Here is a 12549-nt window from a genome sequence, read left to right as displayed (position 1 = left end):
CACCCCTTGGCCGTCAAGGTACACATTTCCGCTCAATAGGCACGATTGATCCGCGCCCTAATGACCGAATTATTGCACACTGAGTCCATAAACACGCTCAATGCACACTATTGTGAACGTGGTCAACCCGTGGGCGGCGTTGCCCCGCCCTTGCCCGGGCTGCGACCGGTGAGCAGCTTGTAGATCGCGAACCCGGCTGCCGCGAGCACTCCGAGGTCGTCGATGAAGCCGAACGGGCCGGCGATCAGCTCGGGGATGATGTCCACCGGCGAGATGCCGTAGACCAGGGCGCCGACGCCGACGAGTACTGCTGCGAGGATGCGACGGCCGTTGCTCATGCTTTCAGGCTACCTTCCGGCTTAGGCTTTCGGGCATGAGCCAGCTCGTGCCGATCCCGTTCCCCGGGGAGTCGCTGTTCTACGGCGAGCGCGGCAATCCCGTGATCGTCGTACTGCACGACATGTACGGCCGACTGCCCTGGCTCGAGCCGTTCGCGGAGGCGATCGCGAGCCGCGGCTTCCGGGTCGCCGTGCCGGATCTCTACGAGGGAGTCTGCACGATCGACGACGCCTCGGCGCAGGGGCTCATGGGCGACCTCGATATCGGCACCGCGCTCGCCGAGATCGACGATGCGATAGTCGAGGCCCAGCTGACCGGCACCGAGCGGGTCGGCCTCGTCGGTTTCTCACTCGGCGGATGGCTCGCGCTCCTGCACGCGCAGGCCGGCGCCGCGGACGCCGTCGTCGCCTACTACGCGAGCCTCGGCCCGCAGGACCACGGCGTGATCCCGTGCCCGGTGCTGCTGCAGTGGGCGGAGTCCGACGAGTGGCAGGAGGGCGAGGATCCCGAGTCCTTCGTCGCCCGCCTGAAGGACCACGGCACACCGGTCACGCAGTTCGGGTACCTCGCCACCGGCCACGGGTTCGCGAATGCGAGCGTCCCGGCGCACGTCGACCAGCAGGCCGCGGCACTCGCCTTCGCGCGCACCGCCGTCTTCCTGGAGTCGAACCTCCTCGACTAGGGCTTCGTCACGTCGTACAGGTGGTGGACCGGGTCGTGGATGAAGTACTTCGCGAACGTCTCTATCGTGAACGAGACGCCGTCGCTGCGGCGGCCCGGGCGTGACCAGTCGGTCACGGCGTCGAACGCGGCGGCGAGGGATGCCCCGGCCGCGACCAGCTCGTCGGCGACCACGGTCGGCACCTGCTCGTTGTACTTCTCCTCCACAGCAGTCGCATCCTGGTCCCAGTTCGGGAAGAGCGGGTCATCCTGCTCCTGCATGAGTCCCAGCCGGTAGTCGTAGATACGGAACACGTCGCGGACGTGGGCCGCGTACTCGAGGGGAGACCACGTTGCATCGTCCGGCCGCACGCGCACCTCGGCGCTCTCGAGGACCGCCGGCCAGGCGGCGGCGTTCGCGCGGAGGAGGGCCGGGACATCCGTCGCCTCGAAGGTGCTCGCGTCGAAGCCGCACTCGGGGCAGGGCTTCTCGAGGACCCAGGTCCAGTTCTTGGTATCGGGGGTGATGGGCATGCTCCCATCGTGGCGCACGGGTACGACCGGCTACCGTAGTTTTCGTGCCAACCTCTCCCACGCCAGTGTTCAGCACCGAGACGATCGACGCCGTGCTGGCCCACATGAACTCAGACCACAACGACGACAACCTGCTCATCGCGCGGGCTTTCGGCGATCCGGATGCCACGTCCGCGACCATGATCACGCTCGACGAGTCCGGCGGAACCTGGCTGTTCGACACCCCCCGCCGCCAAGAGCAGCTGACCGTGCCGTGGAGCACCACGATCTCGGAGCGCCCGGAGATCCGCCGCGAGATCGTGCACCTCTACGACGTCGCGTGCGAGAAACTGGGAGTCACCCCGCGACCGCACTGACCAAGCGCGAGTCGCGCGGCTGACGAATACCTACCTGTACGCGGGCACAGGGCTCGTGACAAGGAGGCAAGACCATGAGCAAGTCACCGAACCGCCTGCTGGGTGTCATCTTCGGCGCCGTCTACGTCCTGATCGGCGTCCTCGGCTTCACCGTCACCTCGGGAGTCAGCTTCTTCGCGACCGAGGGCGGCCTGCTGCTGGGCATCTTCGAGGTCAACATCTTCCACAACGTCGCGCACATCCTCATCGGTGCGGCCCTCCTGATCGCGGGCCTCTCCACCGTGCGCGCGGCCAAGACCGTCAACTCCGTCGTCGGGGCTGCCTACCTGGTGCTCGGCCTCGCGGGGCTCTTCCTCGTCGGCACCGCGCTGAACGTCCTGGCGCTGAACGTGGCAGACAACGTGCTCCACTTCGCGAGCGCAGCGATCCTGCTGGCTGTCGGCCTCGGTGCCGACAAGCGGTCCAGCCTCGCCACGGCCTGATATGCCCACGATCACCAGGACCTGGTTGGCCTTCGCGGCCATCGGTACTGGCCTGATCCATTTCGCGCTCGTTCTGGGCTCCCCGCTCGCGCTCGGGCTCGCCCTGGCTGTACTCGGCCTCGCCGAGTTCGGCTGGGGCGTCCTGACGTTCGCGCGCGAGACCCTCGTGGCCCCGCGCGTCGCACTCGTCGTGGCGATTGTCCCCGTGGCCGGGTGGACGCTGCTGCTCGTGACCTCGTCCGTCTCCGAGTCGCCGGAGCTCGCGGCATCCCTCCGGTTCCTGCCGCTCGCCGTCGCGAGCCTCTTCGAGCTGTTCGCGGTGGCGGTGCTCGGCGTCCACCTCCGTCGTCGACGCGCTCCGGATGCCGCACCCCCGTTCCCGAGCGTGGGCCGGTACCTGCTCGGGCTGGCCGCGGGCGCCCTCGTCGTCGCAGCGCTCACGACGCCGGCGCTCGCGGCGACCGAGGCCGGCCTGTTCAGCTCACCGCACGGCGAGCCGGGCAACCACGACTTCAATCTCCCGGACCACGGGCACTAGCGCTCCCGCTACACTTAGGGTCACCTAACCTTCCCCCGCTGAGCGCATCCACGGTGCCTCACAGCACGGCGACTGCCCGGCGGGGCCCCTCGTCAGGAGCACCCTTGAGCGTCATCCCCTTCTCCCAGGCCCTTCGCGAGCGCACGTGGGCCAACCACGGCGACAGCGAGGGCGCCGACTTCATGAAGGACCTCATGACGGGCAAGGGCACCCGCGAGGACTACATCGCGCTCGTCGCGCAGCACTTCTTCATCTACGAGGCCATCGAGGCGGCTGCCGAGCAGTTCGCCGGGGACGCCACGGCCGCCCCCTTCATCACCCCGCAGCTCACGCGGCTCCCCGCCATCGAGGACGACCTCGAGTTCCTCATCGGCCCGGACTGGCGCGCCGCCATCGCCCCGCTCCCGACCACCGCGCGCTACGCGGCCCGCGTCCGCGAGATCGCGGCGGAGGGCTGGGCCGGCGGCTTCATCGCCCACCACTACACGCGCTACCTCGGTGACCTGTCCGGCGGGCAGGTCATCCGCACCCTCATGCAGCGCCAGTTCGGGTTCGAGACGAACGGCGTCGGCTTCTACCTCTTCGACCAGATCGCCAAGCCCAAGGAGTTCAAGGAGACGTACCGCGACCAGCTCGACGCGGTCGCCTGGGACGCCGACGAGCGCGAGCGCGTGATCGACGAGGTCGTCACGGCGTACAAGTTCAACACGGAGCTCTTCGTCGACCTGGCCGACGCAAAGGCCGCCGCCTAGTCGTCGGTCGGGCCGGTCGGGGCGGGCCGCGCGGTCGGGGCGCTACGCGCGGATCGCCGGGATCGCCGTTACGCGCGACATGAACCGCACCACGTTCTCGTCCACGATGATGTCGCTCGGGCGAAGGTCGCGCGTCATGTAAAGCCCGTCGAGGGAGCTGATGCGACTCAGCGCCACGTACGTCTGCCCGGGGGCGAACGACCGCGGGCCGAGGTCGACGATCGCGCGGTCGTAGGTCTTGCCCTGCGACTTGTGGATGGTGACCGCCCACGCGAGCCGCAGCGGGAACTGCGTGAACTCGGCAACCACGTCCTTCCGGAGCGACTTGGTGAGCGGCGAGTAGCTGTACTTGAACTTCTCCCAGATGGCCGGGCGCACCTCGTGCCGCTCACCGTCGATGTCCACCCAGACCGTGGAGTCGATCTTCGTGACAGTGCCGACGCTGCCATTGACCCAGCGGCCGCCGTCCTGCCCGGTGTCGTTGCGCAGGAACATCACGCGCGCACCGAGCTTGAGCTCGAGCGCCTCGTCGGCGGGGAAGGCGCGGCCGCCGAAGTCTCCGCTGACCTCGGCCTTGGCGGTGAGCACTCGGCCGGGGAGCCGCGCGAGCTCTGTGGCGTTGATGCGGGTCACGATGCCGTTCGTCGAGGCCAGGGTGATCGCGCCATCCGTCGGCTTGGGCCGCGCGCCCACCTCGTTGAGGCGGGCCGCGATCTCTGCCGTCACGCCGCCGTGGCGCACCGCGTTCAGCATGTACTTGAACTCGGCCTCGTGCTGGCGGTGGATGCTCGTGAGCTCGTAGATCGTCAGGTCGGTGTCGTCCCACACCTTCGCATCGAAGAACCACATCGACCGGTAGTGGTCGCCGAAGTACGCCCGCTCGTCGCCCTCGCCCGGAACGGGTGCGAGCTGGTACGGGTCGCCGAACAGCACGACCTGAACGCCGCCGAACGCCTCGTTGCGCCTGCCGCGGGCCTGGCGCAGGGAGCGGTCGATCGCGTCGAGGAGGTCGGCGTTCACCATCGACACCTCGTCGATCACCAGAGTGTCGATGGTGCTGAGCAGCTTCCGCAGCTCCGCGGACTGCTCGATGTCGTTGTCGGCGATGACACCGATCGGCAGGCGGAACAGGGAGTGGATCGTCTGGCCGCCCACGTTGAGCGCGGCCACACCGGTGGGCGCGCAGATGACGATCTGCTTCGAGGTGTTCTCGGAGAGGTAGTTCAGGAGGGTCGACTTGCCGGTGCCGGCACGGCCCGTGACGAAGAGATTCTCGAGCGTCGTCTCGATCGCATCGAACACGGCCTGCTGCTCAGGCGCCAGGACAACCTCGCTCACCGCTTCACTGTACCCGCGACCGGAGCGCGACCCGCTCGGCCCTGCTGGAGTTGTGCGATTTAGGATAGGGTCCATGCGCCGCGAGATCATCACCTGGACCGTCGTCGCGGCGATCATCGTCGCGCTCTTCGGCGGCACCGTGCTCATCCTCAACGCCACCCTGTACAGCGCGGCCGGTTTCGTGCGCAGCTACCTCGACTCCCTCGCGCGGCACGACGTCGACGGGGCGCTCGAACTGGCCGGCACGGTCGCGGCTGGCGACGCGAGTGACGAGCTGCTCGTCGCCGGCGCCCTCGGCGACCTGAGCGATATCAGGCTGGTCAGCGACGACACGGATGCCCAGGGCATCCACCGCGTCGTCTTCGCTTTCACGTCCGGCGGGACGAGCGGGGAGTCGACGTTCTCAGTACGGCCGCAGGGCACGCTGCTGGGCCTGTTCCCGACGTGGAGCTTCGAGTCGAGCCCGCTCGGCGTTCTGCAGGTCACCCCGCAGCACGGCACGAGCTTCACGGTCAACGGGGTGGCGGTGAACGCCGCCCAGCCCGACCAGCCGTCGCCCTACCTCGTGTTCGCCCCCGGCACCTACGAGCTCGCCAGCAAGTCCCTCTACTTGGAGGCGGCCCCGACACAGGTGACCGCGAGCCAGCCCGGCGCCGCCGTGATCGCGTCGGTCAAGCTGCTGCCGACCACGGCGTTCGTGGCGCAGGTGCAGAAGGAGCTGAACAACTACCTCGATGACTGTGCGACACAGCAGGTGCTGCTGCCGACCGGCTGCCCCTTCGGCGAGGAGATCGCCAACCGCATCGTGAGCACCCCCGCCTGGTCGATCGCGCACTACCCGAAGGTCACGCTCAAACCCGGTGCGGCGCCCGGGAGCTGGCTGATGCCCGCCACGGATGCCGCTGCCCACCTCGTCGTCGACATCAGGTCGCTCTTCGACGGCAGCGTCTCGACGTTCGACCAGGACGTGCCGTTCACCTCGAGCTACGTGGTCACGTTCCTGCCCGACGACAAGCTGCTGATCAGCGCGCAGTAGTCAGCCGCGCCGCGCACGGTCCGCGAGCATGGCGTTGTACGCCTCGAGCTCCGCGTCGCCGTCCCGCTCCGCCTTGCGGTCGTAGCGCTTCGACTCGCGGTCGTCGCTGCGCGACCACATGATCGCGACCACGATGGCGAGGGCAACGGTCGGGATCTCGCCCACGCTCCAGGCGATGCCGCCGCCGGCCTGCTGGTCGGCGAGGGCGTCGACGCCGTTGCCCATCGCGCCGTACCAGTCGGCGAGGAGGAGGCCGCTGCCCGAGAGCAGCGCGAGGCCGAAGAAAGCGTGGAACACCATGGTGGCGAGCAGGATGAGGAACCGCACCGGGTACGGCGGGCGGCTGGGCGACGGGTCGACGCCGATGAGCACCGAGACGAACAGGTAGCCCGTGAGGAGGAAGTGGACGATCATCCACTCGTGGCCGATGTGGTTCGTCGTCGCCCAGCTGAACAGCGGCGTGTAGTAGAACGCCCACAGCGAGGTGGCGAAGAGGAGGCTCGCGACGATCGGGTGGGCGAGCACCGCGAACAGCCGCGAGTGCACCAGCAGGAGGATCCACTCCCGGGCGCCGCGGCTGCCGTCGGTGCGCTTGGCGATCGCGCGGAGGGCGAGGGTCACGGGGGCGCCGGGCACGAGCAGCACCGGGACGGCCATGCCGAGCACCATGTGCGCGAGCATGTGCTGCGAGAACAGGAAGCGCTCGTAGACGTTCACGCCGCCGTTGGTGATGTAGAACAGCAGCAGCATGCCCGCCACGAACAGCACGGTGCGGTAGACCGGCCAGGAGTCGCCGCGCTTGCGGAGCCGCCACACCCCAGCGAGGTAGAAGAAGATGCCGAACGCGCAGACGAGGATCCAGATCAGGTCGAAGTTCCACAGCGTGAACAGCCGCTCGACACTGACCGGGGGCGGCAGCGGGCTCCCGGTGAGCAGCTCGGCGGGTGTCGGGTCGGTGAGGTCGGATGCCGCGACCTCCGGCACCGGCGTCGCGGTCTTGGCGAGCGCCGCGGCCACTCCCGCCGCGATGCCCATGAACCCGAGCTCGGCGGCGACGACCCACCAGAAGACTCCCCGCCCCGAGGACTTCGGCCGCTGCATCCGGGCGATGAAGTACCGGCGCTGCATCGCGCCGAACAGGCCGAGCGTCAGCAGCGCGGCCGTCTTGACGAGCACCAGGATGCCGTACGGCGTGAGGAGGTTCTCGAGGCTCTCGACCCGGATCTCGGCGCTCAGGTAGCCCGACGCCGCCACCACGATGAAGCACACGAGCGCGAGGGTCGAGTAGCGCGCGAGCACGATGCCGAGACGGCCCTTGTCGAGGAGCGGCTTGCAGATCGCGAGCGTGAGGAGCCCGCCGAGCCAGATGCCGGCGAACAGCACATGAAGGAAGAGGGCGCTGGTGGCCGAGTCGTGCTGGGCCGTGCCGCCGCGGTGGCCCTGGAGGGTCATGGGGAGCAGGCCGACCACGGCGAAGGCCGTGACGACGAGGAGCACGGTCTGGTTGCGCACGGCGAAGCAGAGGACGGTCACACCGGCGGCAACGAGGGTCGTCGCGAGCCAGGCCTGCCCGAGCTCCGTGCCGGTGAGGAAGCCCGCGAGCACGTCACCGAACGCGTCGTCGAAGCGGATCGGCTGCTGCAGCACCGTGAGGAACGTGTAGAAGCCGGTGGCGGCGGATGCCACGGTCCACACCGCGGCCGACCCCGCCGCTACGTCGAGCGCGCGGTTGAACTCCGGCTTGGCCGAGTCGAGGGCGAAGCAGGCGAGGACGAGCGCGCCGACGGCACCAGCCCCGCCGAGGTTGACGAAGAGCTTCGAGATCGGGAGCCCGTACCGGACTACGACTCCGGGGTCGACCAGGAGCGGGGCATCCGCGCCGCCGCCGTAGGCGAGGGAGACGAGGAGCGCGGCGAGTGCCGTGAGGAGGAGGAGCGCCGGGCCGGCGATCCGTACGAGTCGTGGCACGCGCTCCATCGTATTCGCTGCCCGCTGGGAGTCTGTCTTCGCGGGAGACGGCACGCCCCGTGAGACGGCCCGCCCCGTGAGACGGCCCGCGCCGTGAGACGGCGAAAGGGCGGCAACCCTGAGGTTGCCGCCCTTTCGTGGAAGCGGAGACTAGCCCTTGGCCGCGGCCTTGAGCTTGCTGCCGGCGCTGATCTTCACGCCGTTGCTCGCCTTGATCTCGATGCTCTCGCCGGTCTGCGGGTTGCGGCCCGTGCGCGCTGCGCGGTGGGTGCGCTCGACTGCGAGCCATCCCGGAATGGACACCTTGGTGCCCTCGCCGAGCGACTTGGCCACGACGGCGAAGAGAGCGTCGACGACGGTGCTGACGGCGGCCTGGCTCTGGCCAGACTCAGCGGCGACTGCCGCGACGAACTCGGTACGGTTTAGTGACTTGTCAGCCATGGGATGTCCTCCTCGGACGTCATGCAGTTATGTGTGGAGCTTTGGTAAAGATTAGGCAAAGCGTTGTAAACGCCCTGAAATCTACCAGCTTGACTTGGTAATTCCGGGCAATTCGCCCCGGTGAGCCATATCGCGGAAGCGCACACGGGAAACGCCGAAGTTGCTGAGGAAACCGCGGGGGCGTCCGTCGATGGAGTCGCGGCCGCGCACGCGGACCGGCGAGGCGTTGCGAGGCAGCTTCTGGAGACCGATGCGGGCGGCCTCGCGGGACTCGTCCGTGCCGGCCGGGTCGACGAGGGCCTTCTTCAGCTCGAGGCGCTTCGCGGCGTAGCGCGCGACGATGACCTTGCGCTGCTCGTTCTTGGCAATCTTGCTCTTCTTGGCCATGGTTAGCGCTCCTCGCGGAATTCGACGTGCTGGCGGATCACCGGGTCGTACTTCTTGAGCACGAGGCGGTCGGGGTTGTTGCGACGGTTCTTCTTCGTCACGTAGGTGTAGCCCGTTCCAGCGGTCGAACGAAGCTTGATGATCGGACGGATGTCCTGCTGCTTGGCCATTAGATCTTCTCCCCGCGGGCGAGGAGGTCCCGGACCACGGCGTCGATACCGCGAGCGTCGATGACCTTGATGCCCTTGGCGGACAGGGTCAGCGTCACGTTACGGCGCAGCGACGGCACGTAGTACTTCTTGGACTGGATGTTCGGGTCGAACCGGCGCTTGTTGCGTCGGTGCGAGAAAGAGATGCTGTGCCCAAAGCCGGGGACGGCTCCGGTCACTTGGCAAACTGCTGCCATGGACGTACTCCTGTTCTGGTTACCGTGACTCCCGAAGGAATCACCCAAGATCACTTGTCGGCGAACCTTTGTCCCGGACGTGCTTGGGAGGTTCACAGCGTGGCCGGAAATGGCCAACCTGAAGATCTTACGCTCTGGCGCAGTCCGCACACAACCCGAACACGTCCACGATGTGCTGCGGGTCGCTGAAGCCGTGCTTCGTCGCGACCGCGGCCGCCCACTGCTCCACCTCGTCCGCCTCGATCTCGACCGTCAGCCCGCAATTGCGGCAGATCAGGTGATGGTGGTGGCTGCCAGGGGTGCACGCGCGGTACAGGCTCTCGCCCTCCTGCTGCAGCGAGTCCGCCTCGCCCTCCTCGGCGAGGTCGGCCAGCGCCCGGTACACGGTGGCGAGGCCGATGGATGTCCCGGACTCGCGCAGCGCGGCGTGCAGCTCCTGCGCGCTCACGAACGTCTCGCTCGTGTCGAGGGCGTTGCGGACGGCATCCCGCTGCCAGGTGTGGCGCTTCACGCGGGCACCGCCGTTCTGCGCAGCCGTCTGCCGTTGATGCGCCCGACGACGCGGCAGCCCAGGTAGATCAGGAACGAGATCGTCGTCACGTAGGGGCTGATCGGCAGCGACCCGCCGATCGCGAGGAGGATGCCGCCGACCGCGGCGACGAAGCCGAACAGCATCGCGAGAACCGGCACCACGACCGGCGACGACGACACCCGGAGCGCCGCGGCGGCGGGGGTGACGAGCAGCGCGAGCACCAGCAGAGCGCCGATGATCTGCACCGAGACCGCGACCATCAGGCCGAGCAGCACCATGAACACGATGGACAGCGTGCGCGCCGGCACTCCGCGCGCCATCGCGACGTCGGGGTCGATGCTGTCGAAGACCAGCGGCCTCCAGATCAGCAGCAGGGCGACGAGCACCACGAGGCTGATGGCGATGAGAGCGCCCAGCTGCGGGACATCCACCGACAGGATCTGCCCGGTGAGCAGGCCGAAGCGGTTTCCGCTGCGCCCCGGGTAGAGGGCGAGGAACAGGATGCCCAGACCCAGGCCGAACGGCATGAGCACGCCGATGATCGAGTTGCGATCCCGCGCCCGTGACCCGAGCACGCCGATCAGCGTCGCCGCCACGAGGGATCCCACGAGGGATCCCGCGACCACATTGGCACCGAAGAGCAGTGCGGCCGCAGCCCCCGCGAACGAGAGCTCGCTGATGCCGTGCACCGCGAACGCCATGTCGCGCTGCATGACGAACACCCCGATGAGCCCGCCGACGATACCGAGCACGGCGCCCGCGATGATCGAGTTGCCCACCAGCCCGAGCAGCTGCCCGTAATCGCTGAAGTTGAAGATCGAGCCCCAGAAGTCATCAGCACCGAAGTGGTTCATGAGACTGCGTCCTCGTGCAGTGGGAATTCCGGGATGCCCGCGACGAACACCCGCGCACCGCTGCGGATGACCTCGACGGGCGTGCCGTACAGGTCGCTCAGGACCTCGGAGGTGAGGACCTCCTCGGGCGGCCCCGAGGTGAACCGGCCGTTGGCCAGGTAGAGCACGGTGTCCGTCATATCGAGCACCGGGTTGATGTCGTGCGTCACGAACACCACCCCCGTGCCGCGCTCGTGCAGGCCGCGGTCGATCAGCTCGGCCACCCCGCGCTGGTGGTGCAGGTCGAGGCTCGAGAGCGGCTCGTCGCACAGCAGCAGCGAGGGGTCGCTCGCGAGCGCCTGCCCGACGCGCAGCCGCTGCTGCTCGCCGCCCGACAGCACGCCGACGGGCAGGTTCGCGTACGCTTCGGCGCCGACCGCGCTCACGAGCTCGTCGATCCGGTCGCGCTTCGCCTTCGACGGCCACGGCGGACCCCAGCGGTGGCCGTCGACACCGAGGCCGACCAGGTCGCGCCCTCGCAGCGCGGTGCCGGCGGGCATGATGCGCTGCTGCGGGATGTACCCGATCGACCGGTCACCGCGGGTGACGGGTCTGCCGTGCACGCGGATCTCGCCGGAGTCGATCGGCAGCTGGCCGAGGATCGCGCGCAAGAGGGAGGTCTTCCCGGACCCGTTGGCCCCCAGCACCGCCACGAACTCGCCGGGCTTCACCGTGAGGTTGAGGCCGCTCCACAGGATGCGGCCGCCGAGGGTCAGCGCAGCATCCGTGATCTGCAGCGGGGGGATCGCAGCGGGGATCACTGGCCCAGCGCCGTCGCCACGGAGTCGAGGTTCGCGGTCATCCACGACACGTAGTCTGCCCCAGCCGGGAGGGTCTCGGTGAACTCGACGACGGGCACGCCCGCGTCTTCCGCGGCCTGGCGCACCCGCTCCGTCTCGGGGCTCGCGGTCTGCGAGTTGTAGGCGAGGAGCCGCACCTTCTTGCCGCTCAGCAGGGCGAGCGTCTCCTGGAGTGCGAGCGGGGGCACGTCGTTGCCCTCCTCGATCGCCTCGGTGAAGTCCTCGGGCGTGACGTTGGTGAGGCCCGCGGCCTGCAGCAGGTACACCGGAACCGGCTCGGTCACCGCGACATCGCCCTCGGAGGCGAGGTTGTTCGCCCGCGTCTCGAGCCCGTCGATCGTGCCGGCGAGCGCCTCGCCGTTGGCGGCGTAGTCGGCGGCGTTGGCGGGGTCGATCGTGCTGAGCTCGTCGACGATCGCCGTCACGACCTTCGAGGTGCCGAGGAAGGAGTACCAGACGTGCTCGTTCGGGCCCGGGAGGCCGGACGCGTCGAAGGCGTTGAGCAGAGCGCCCTGAGCGTCAGCGGCCTCGACGAGCGAGTCCATGAACGGGTCGTAGCCGCCGCCGTTCTCGATGATCAGGTCGGCGCCGGCGATCGCGAGCTGGTCGCGGGCGGAGGCCTCGAAGCTGTGCGGGTCGACACCGGCGCCGTCGATGAAACTCGTGACGGAGGCGTGGTCGCCCGCGACCTGGGAGGCGATGTCGCCCCACACGCTCGTGGAGGCGACGATGTGGACGAGCCCGTCGTCCTGTGCGGGCGCCGAGCAGCCCGCCAGCGCGAGGGTCGAGAGGGCGAGGACGGGGAGGAGCTTGTTCATGATGAAGCTTTCTAAGGCTCAAGCCGGATAACTGTAATGAGATTCGTTATCAATAGTCTGGCACGGCTCGGCGGCGCGGGCCAAATCGAGCACGCCGGCCACGCGAGCACGCGGGCCACTCGAGCACGCGGGCCACTCGAGCACGCGGTCCACTCGAGCCGCCGGCCCATCGAGCACGTGGATGCCCATGCTGATCTTTCGGCGCCATGCGGTCGCCGTGGGGGCAGCATGGCGCCGAATGGTCAGCATGAGCGGTGAGGAGCGCGGGT

18 protein-coding genes are annotated in these 12549 nt (G+C 68.6%); 6 read left to right on the top strand and 12 right to left on the bottom strand.

Annotated features, from left to right (window positions below):
* Positions 1-122: 122 nt before the first annotated feature.
* Positions 123-338: a YkvA family protein gene (locus AC1RTC_RS09035; protein ID WP_493155184.1), complete on the bottom strand. Its 216-nt coding sequence runs from the start codon at positions 336-338 to the stop codon at positions 123-125.
* 35 nt (positions 339-373) lie between these two features.
* Between AC1RTC_RS09035 and AC1RTC_RS09030 the strand changes: the two genes are divergently transcribed.
* A complete protein-coding gene (locus AC1RTC_RS09030; protein WP_493155183.1) occupies positions 374-1021 on the top strand; it encodes a dienelactone hydrolase family protein in 648 nt (215 codons plus the stop codon).
* Here the strand turns inward: AC1RTC_RS09030 and AC1RTC_RS09025 are convergent.
* Entirely contained in the window at positions 1018-1533 is a 516-nt protein-coding gene (locus AC1RTC_RS09025; RefSeq protein ID WP_493155182.1) for a DinB family protein, read from the bottom strand. The genes AC1RTC_RS09030 and AC1RTC_RS09025 overlap by 4 nt on opposite strands.
* 44 nt (positions 1534-1577) lie before the next feature.
* Here AC1RTC_RS09025 and AC1RTC_RS09020 point away from each other — a divergent pair, with 44 nt between their 5' ends.
* From AC1RTC_RS09020 to AC1RTC_RS09005, 4 genes are all read left to right on the top strand, one after another.
* The gene (locus tag AC1RTC_RS09020; protein WP_493155181.1) at positions 1578-1889 is read left to right on the top strand and encodes a DUF2470 domain-containing protein; all 312 of its coding nucleotides are present in this window, start codon (positions 1578-1580) and stop codon (positions 1887-1889) included.
* Positions 1890-1963: 74 nt separating this feature from the next.
* Positions 1964-2371 carry a DUF4383 domain-containing protein gene (locus AC1RTC_RS09015; RefSeq protein WP_493155180.1) on the top strand — a complete coding sequence of 136 codons (408 nt, stop codon included), beginning with the start codon at positions 1964-1966 and terminating at the stop codon, positions 2369-2371.
* Between the two features lies 1 nt (position 2372).
* Positions 2373-2909 carry a hypothetical protein gene (locus AC1RTC_RS09010; RefSeq protein WP_493155179.1) on the top strand — a complete coding sequence of 179 codons (537 nt, stop codon included), beginning with the start codon at positions 2373-2375 and terminating at the stop codon, positions 2907-2909.
* Between the two features lie 104 nt (positions 2910-3013).
* On the top strand, positions 3014-3661 hold the full coding sequence (locus tag AC1RTC_RS09005) for a biliverdin-producing heme oxygenase (RefSeq protein WP_493155178.1): 648 nt from the start codon (positions 3014-3016) through the stop codon (positions 3659-3661).
* A gap of 42 nt (positions 3662-3703) precedes the next feature.
* Here AC1RTC_RS09005 and AC1RTC_RS09000 read toward each other — a convergent pair whose 3' ends face one another.
* The gene (locus tag AC1RTC_RS09000; protein ID WP_493155177.1) at positions 3704-4999 is read right to left on the bottom strand and encodes an ATP-dependent DNA helicase; all 1296 of its coding nucleotides are present in this window, start codon (positions 4997-4999) and stop codon (positions 3704-3706) included.
* 73 nt (positions 5000-5072) lie between these two features.
* Here AC1RTC_RS09000 and AC1RTC_RS08995 point away from each other — a divergent pair, with 73 nt between their 5' ends.
* Positions 5073-6035, top strand: a complete 963-nt coding sequence (locus AC1RTC_RS08995; protein ID WP_493155176.1) for a zinc ribbon domain-containing protein — start codon at positions 5073-5075, stop codon at positions 6033-6035.
* On the opposite strand, the gene AC1RTC_RS08990 is transcribed toward AC1RTC_RS08995, so the two are convergent.
* From AC1RTC_RS08990 to AC1RTC_RS08950, 9 genes are all read right to left on the bottom strand, one after another.
* Positions 6036-8003, bottom strand: a complete 1968-nt coding sequence (locus AC1RTC_RS08990) for a bifunctional copper resistance protein CopD/cytochrome c oxidase assembly protein (protein ID WP_493155175.1) — start codon at positions 8001-8003, stop codon at positions 6036-6038. It abuts the gene before it with no gap.
* 150 nt (positions 8004-8153) lie between these two features.
* Positions 8154-8444, bottom strand: coding sequence for an HU family DNA-binding protein (locus AC1RTC_RS08985; protein WP_493155174.1), 291 nt, complete (start codon positions 8442-8444; stop codon positions 8154-8156).
* An 81-nt stretch (positions 8445-8525) separates the two neighbouring features.
* Positions 8526-8831 carry a 30S ribosomal protein S14 gene (gene rpsN / locus AC1RTC_RS08980; RefSeq protein ID WP_493155173.1) on the bottom strand — a complete coding sequence of 102 codons (306 nt, stop codon included), beginning with the start codon at positions 8829-8831 and terminating at the stop codon, positions 8526-8528.
* 2 nt (positions 8832-8833) lie between these two features.
* Positions 8834-9001: a 50S ribosomal protein L33 gene (gene rpmG / locus AC1RTC_RS08975; protein WP_305003542.1), complete on the bottom strand. Its 168-nt coding sequence runs from the start codon at positions 8999-9001 to the stop codon at positions 8834-8836.
* Positions 9001-9237 (bottom strand): 50S ribosomal protein L28, encoded by a 237-nt coding sequence (gene rpmB / locus AC1RTC_RS08970; RefSeq protein ID WP_493155172.1) that lies wholly within the window; start codon positions 9235-9237, stop codon positions 9001-9003. The genes rpmG and rpmB overlap by 1 nt, the downstream gene beginning before the upstream one ends.
* 127 nt (positions 9238-9364) lie before the next feature.
* Complete coding sequence (locus AC1RTC_RS08965; RefSeq protein WP_493155171.1) at positions 9365-9748, bottom strand: Fur family transcriptional regulator; 384 nt, start codon at positions 9746-9748, stop codon at positions 9365-9367.
* Positions 9745-10623, bottom strand: a complete 879-nt coding sequence (locus AC1RTC_RS08960) for a metal ABC transporter permease (protein WP_493155170.1) — start codon at positions 10621-10623, stop codon at positions 9745-9747. Before AC1RTC_RS08960 ends, AC1RTC_RS08965 begins: the two co-directional genes overlap by 4 nt.
* Entirely contained in the window at positions 10620-11420 is an 801-nt protein-coding gene (locus tag AC1RTC_RS08955; RefSeq protein ID WP_493155243.1) for a metal ABC transporter ATP-binding protein, read from the bottom strand. The genes AC1RTC_RS08960 and AC1RTC_RS08955 overlap by 4 nt, the downstream gene beginning before the upstream one ends.
* Positions 11420-12280, bottom strand: a complete 861-nt coding sequence (locus AC1RTC_RS08950) for a metal ABC transporter substrate-binding protein (protein ID WP_493155169.1) — start codon at positions 12278-12280, stop codon at positions 11420-11422. The genes AC1RTC_RS08955 and AC1RTC_RS08950 overlap by 1 nt, the downstream gene beginning before the upstream one ends.
* Positions 12281-12549 lie beyond the last annotated feature (269 nt).

It is taken from the genome of Rhodoglobus sp. GW821-FHT12B09 (genome assembly GCF_058809925.1).
The sequence above is the reverse complement of the archived record's forward strand: the minus strand, read 5'-3'. Positions and strand labels throughout refer to the sequence as shown.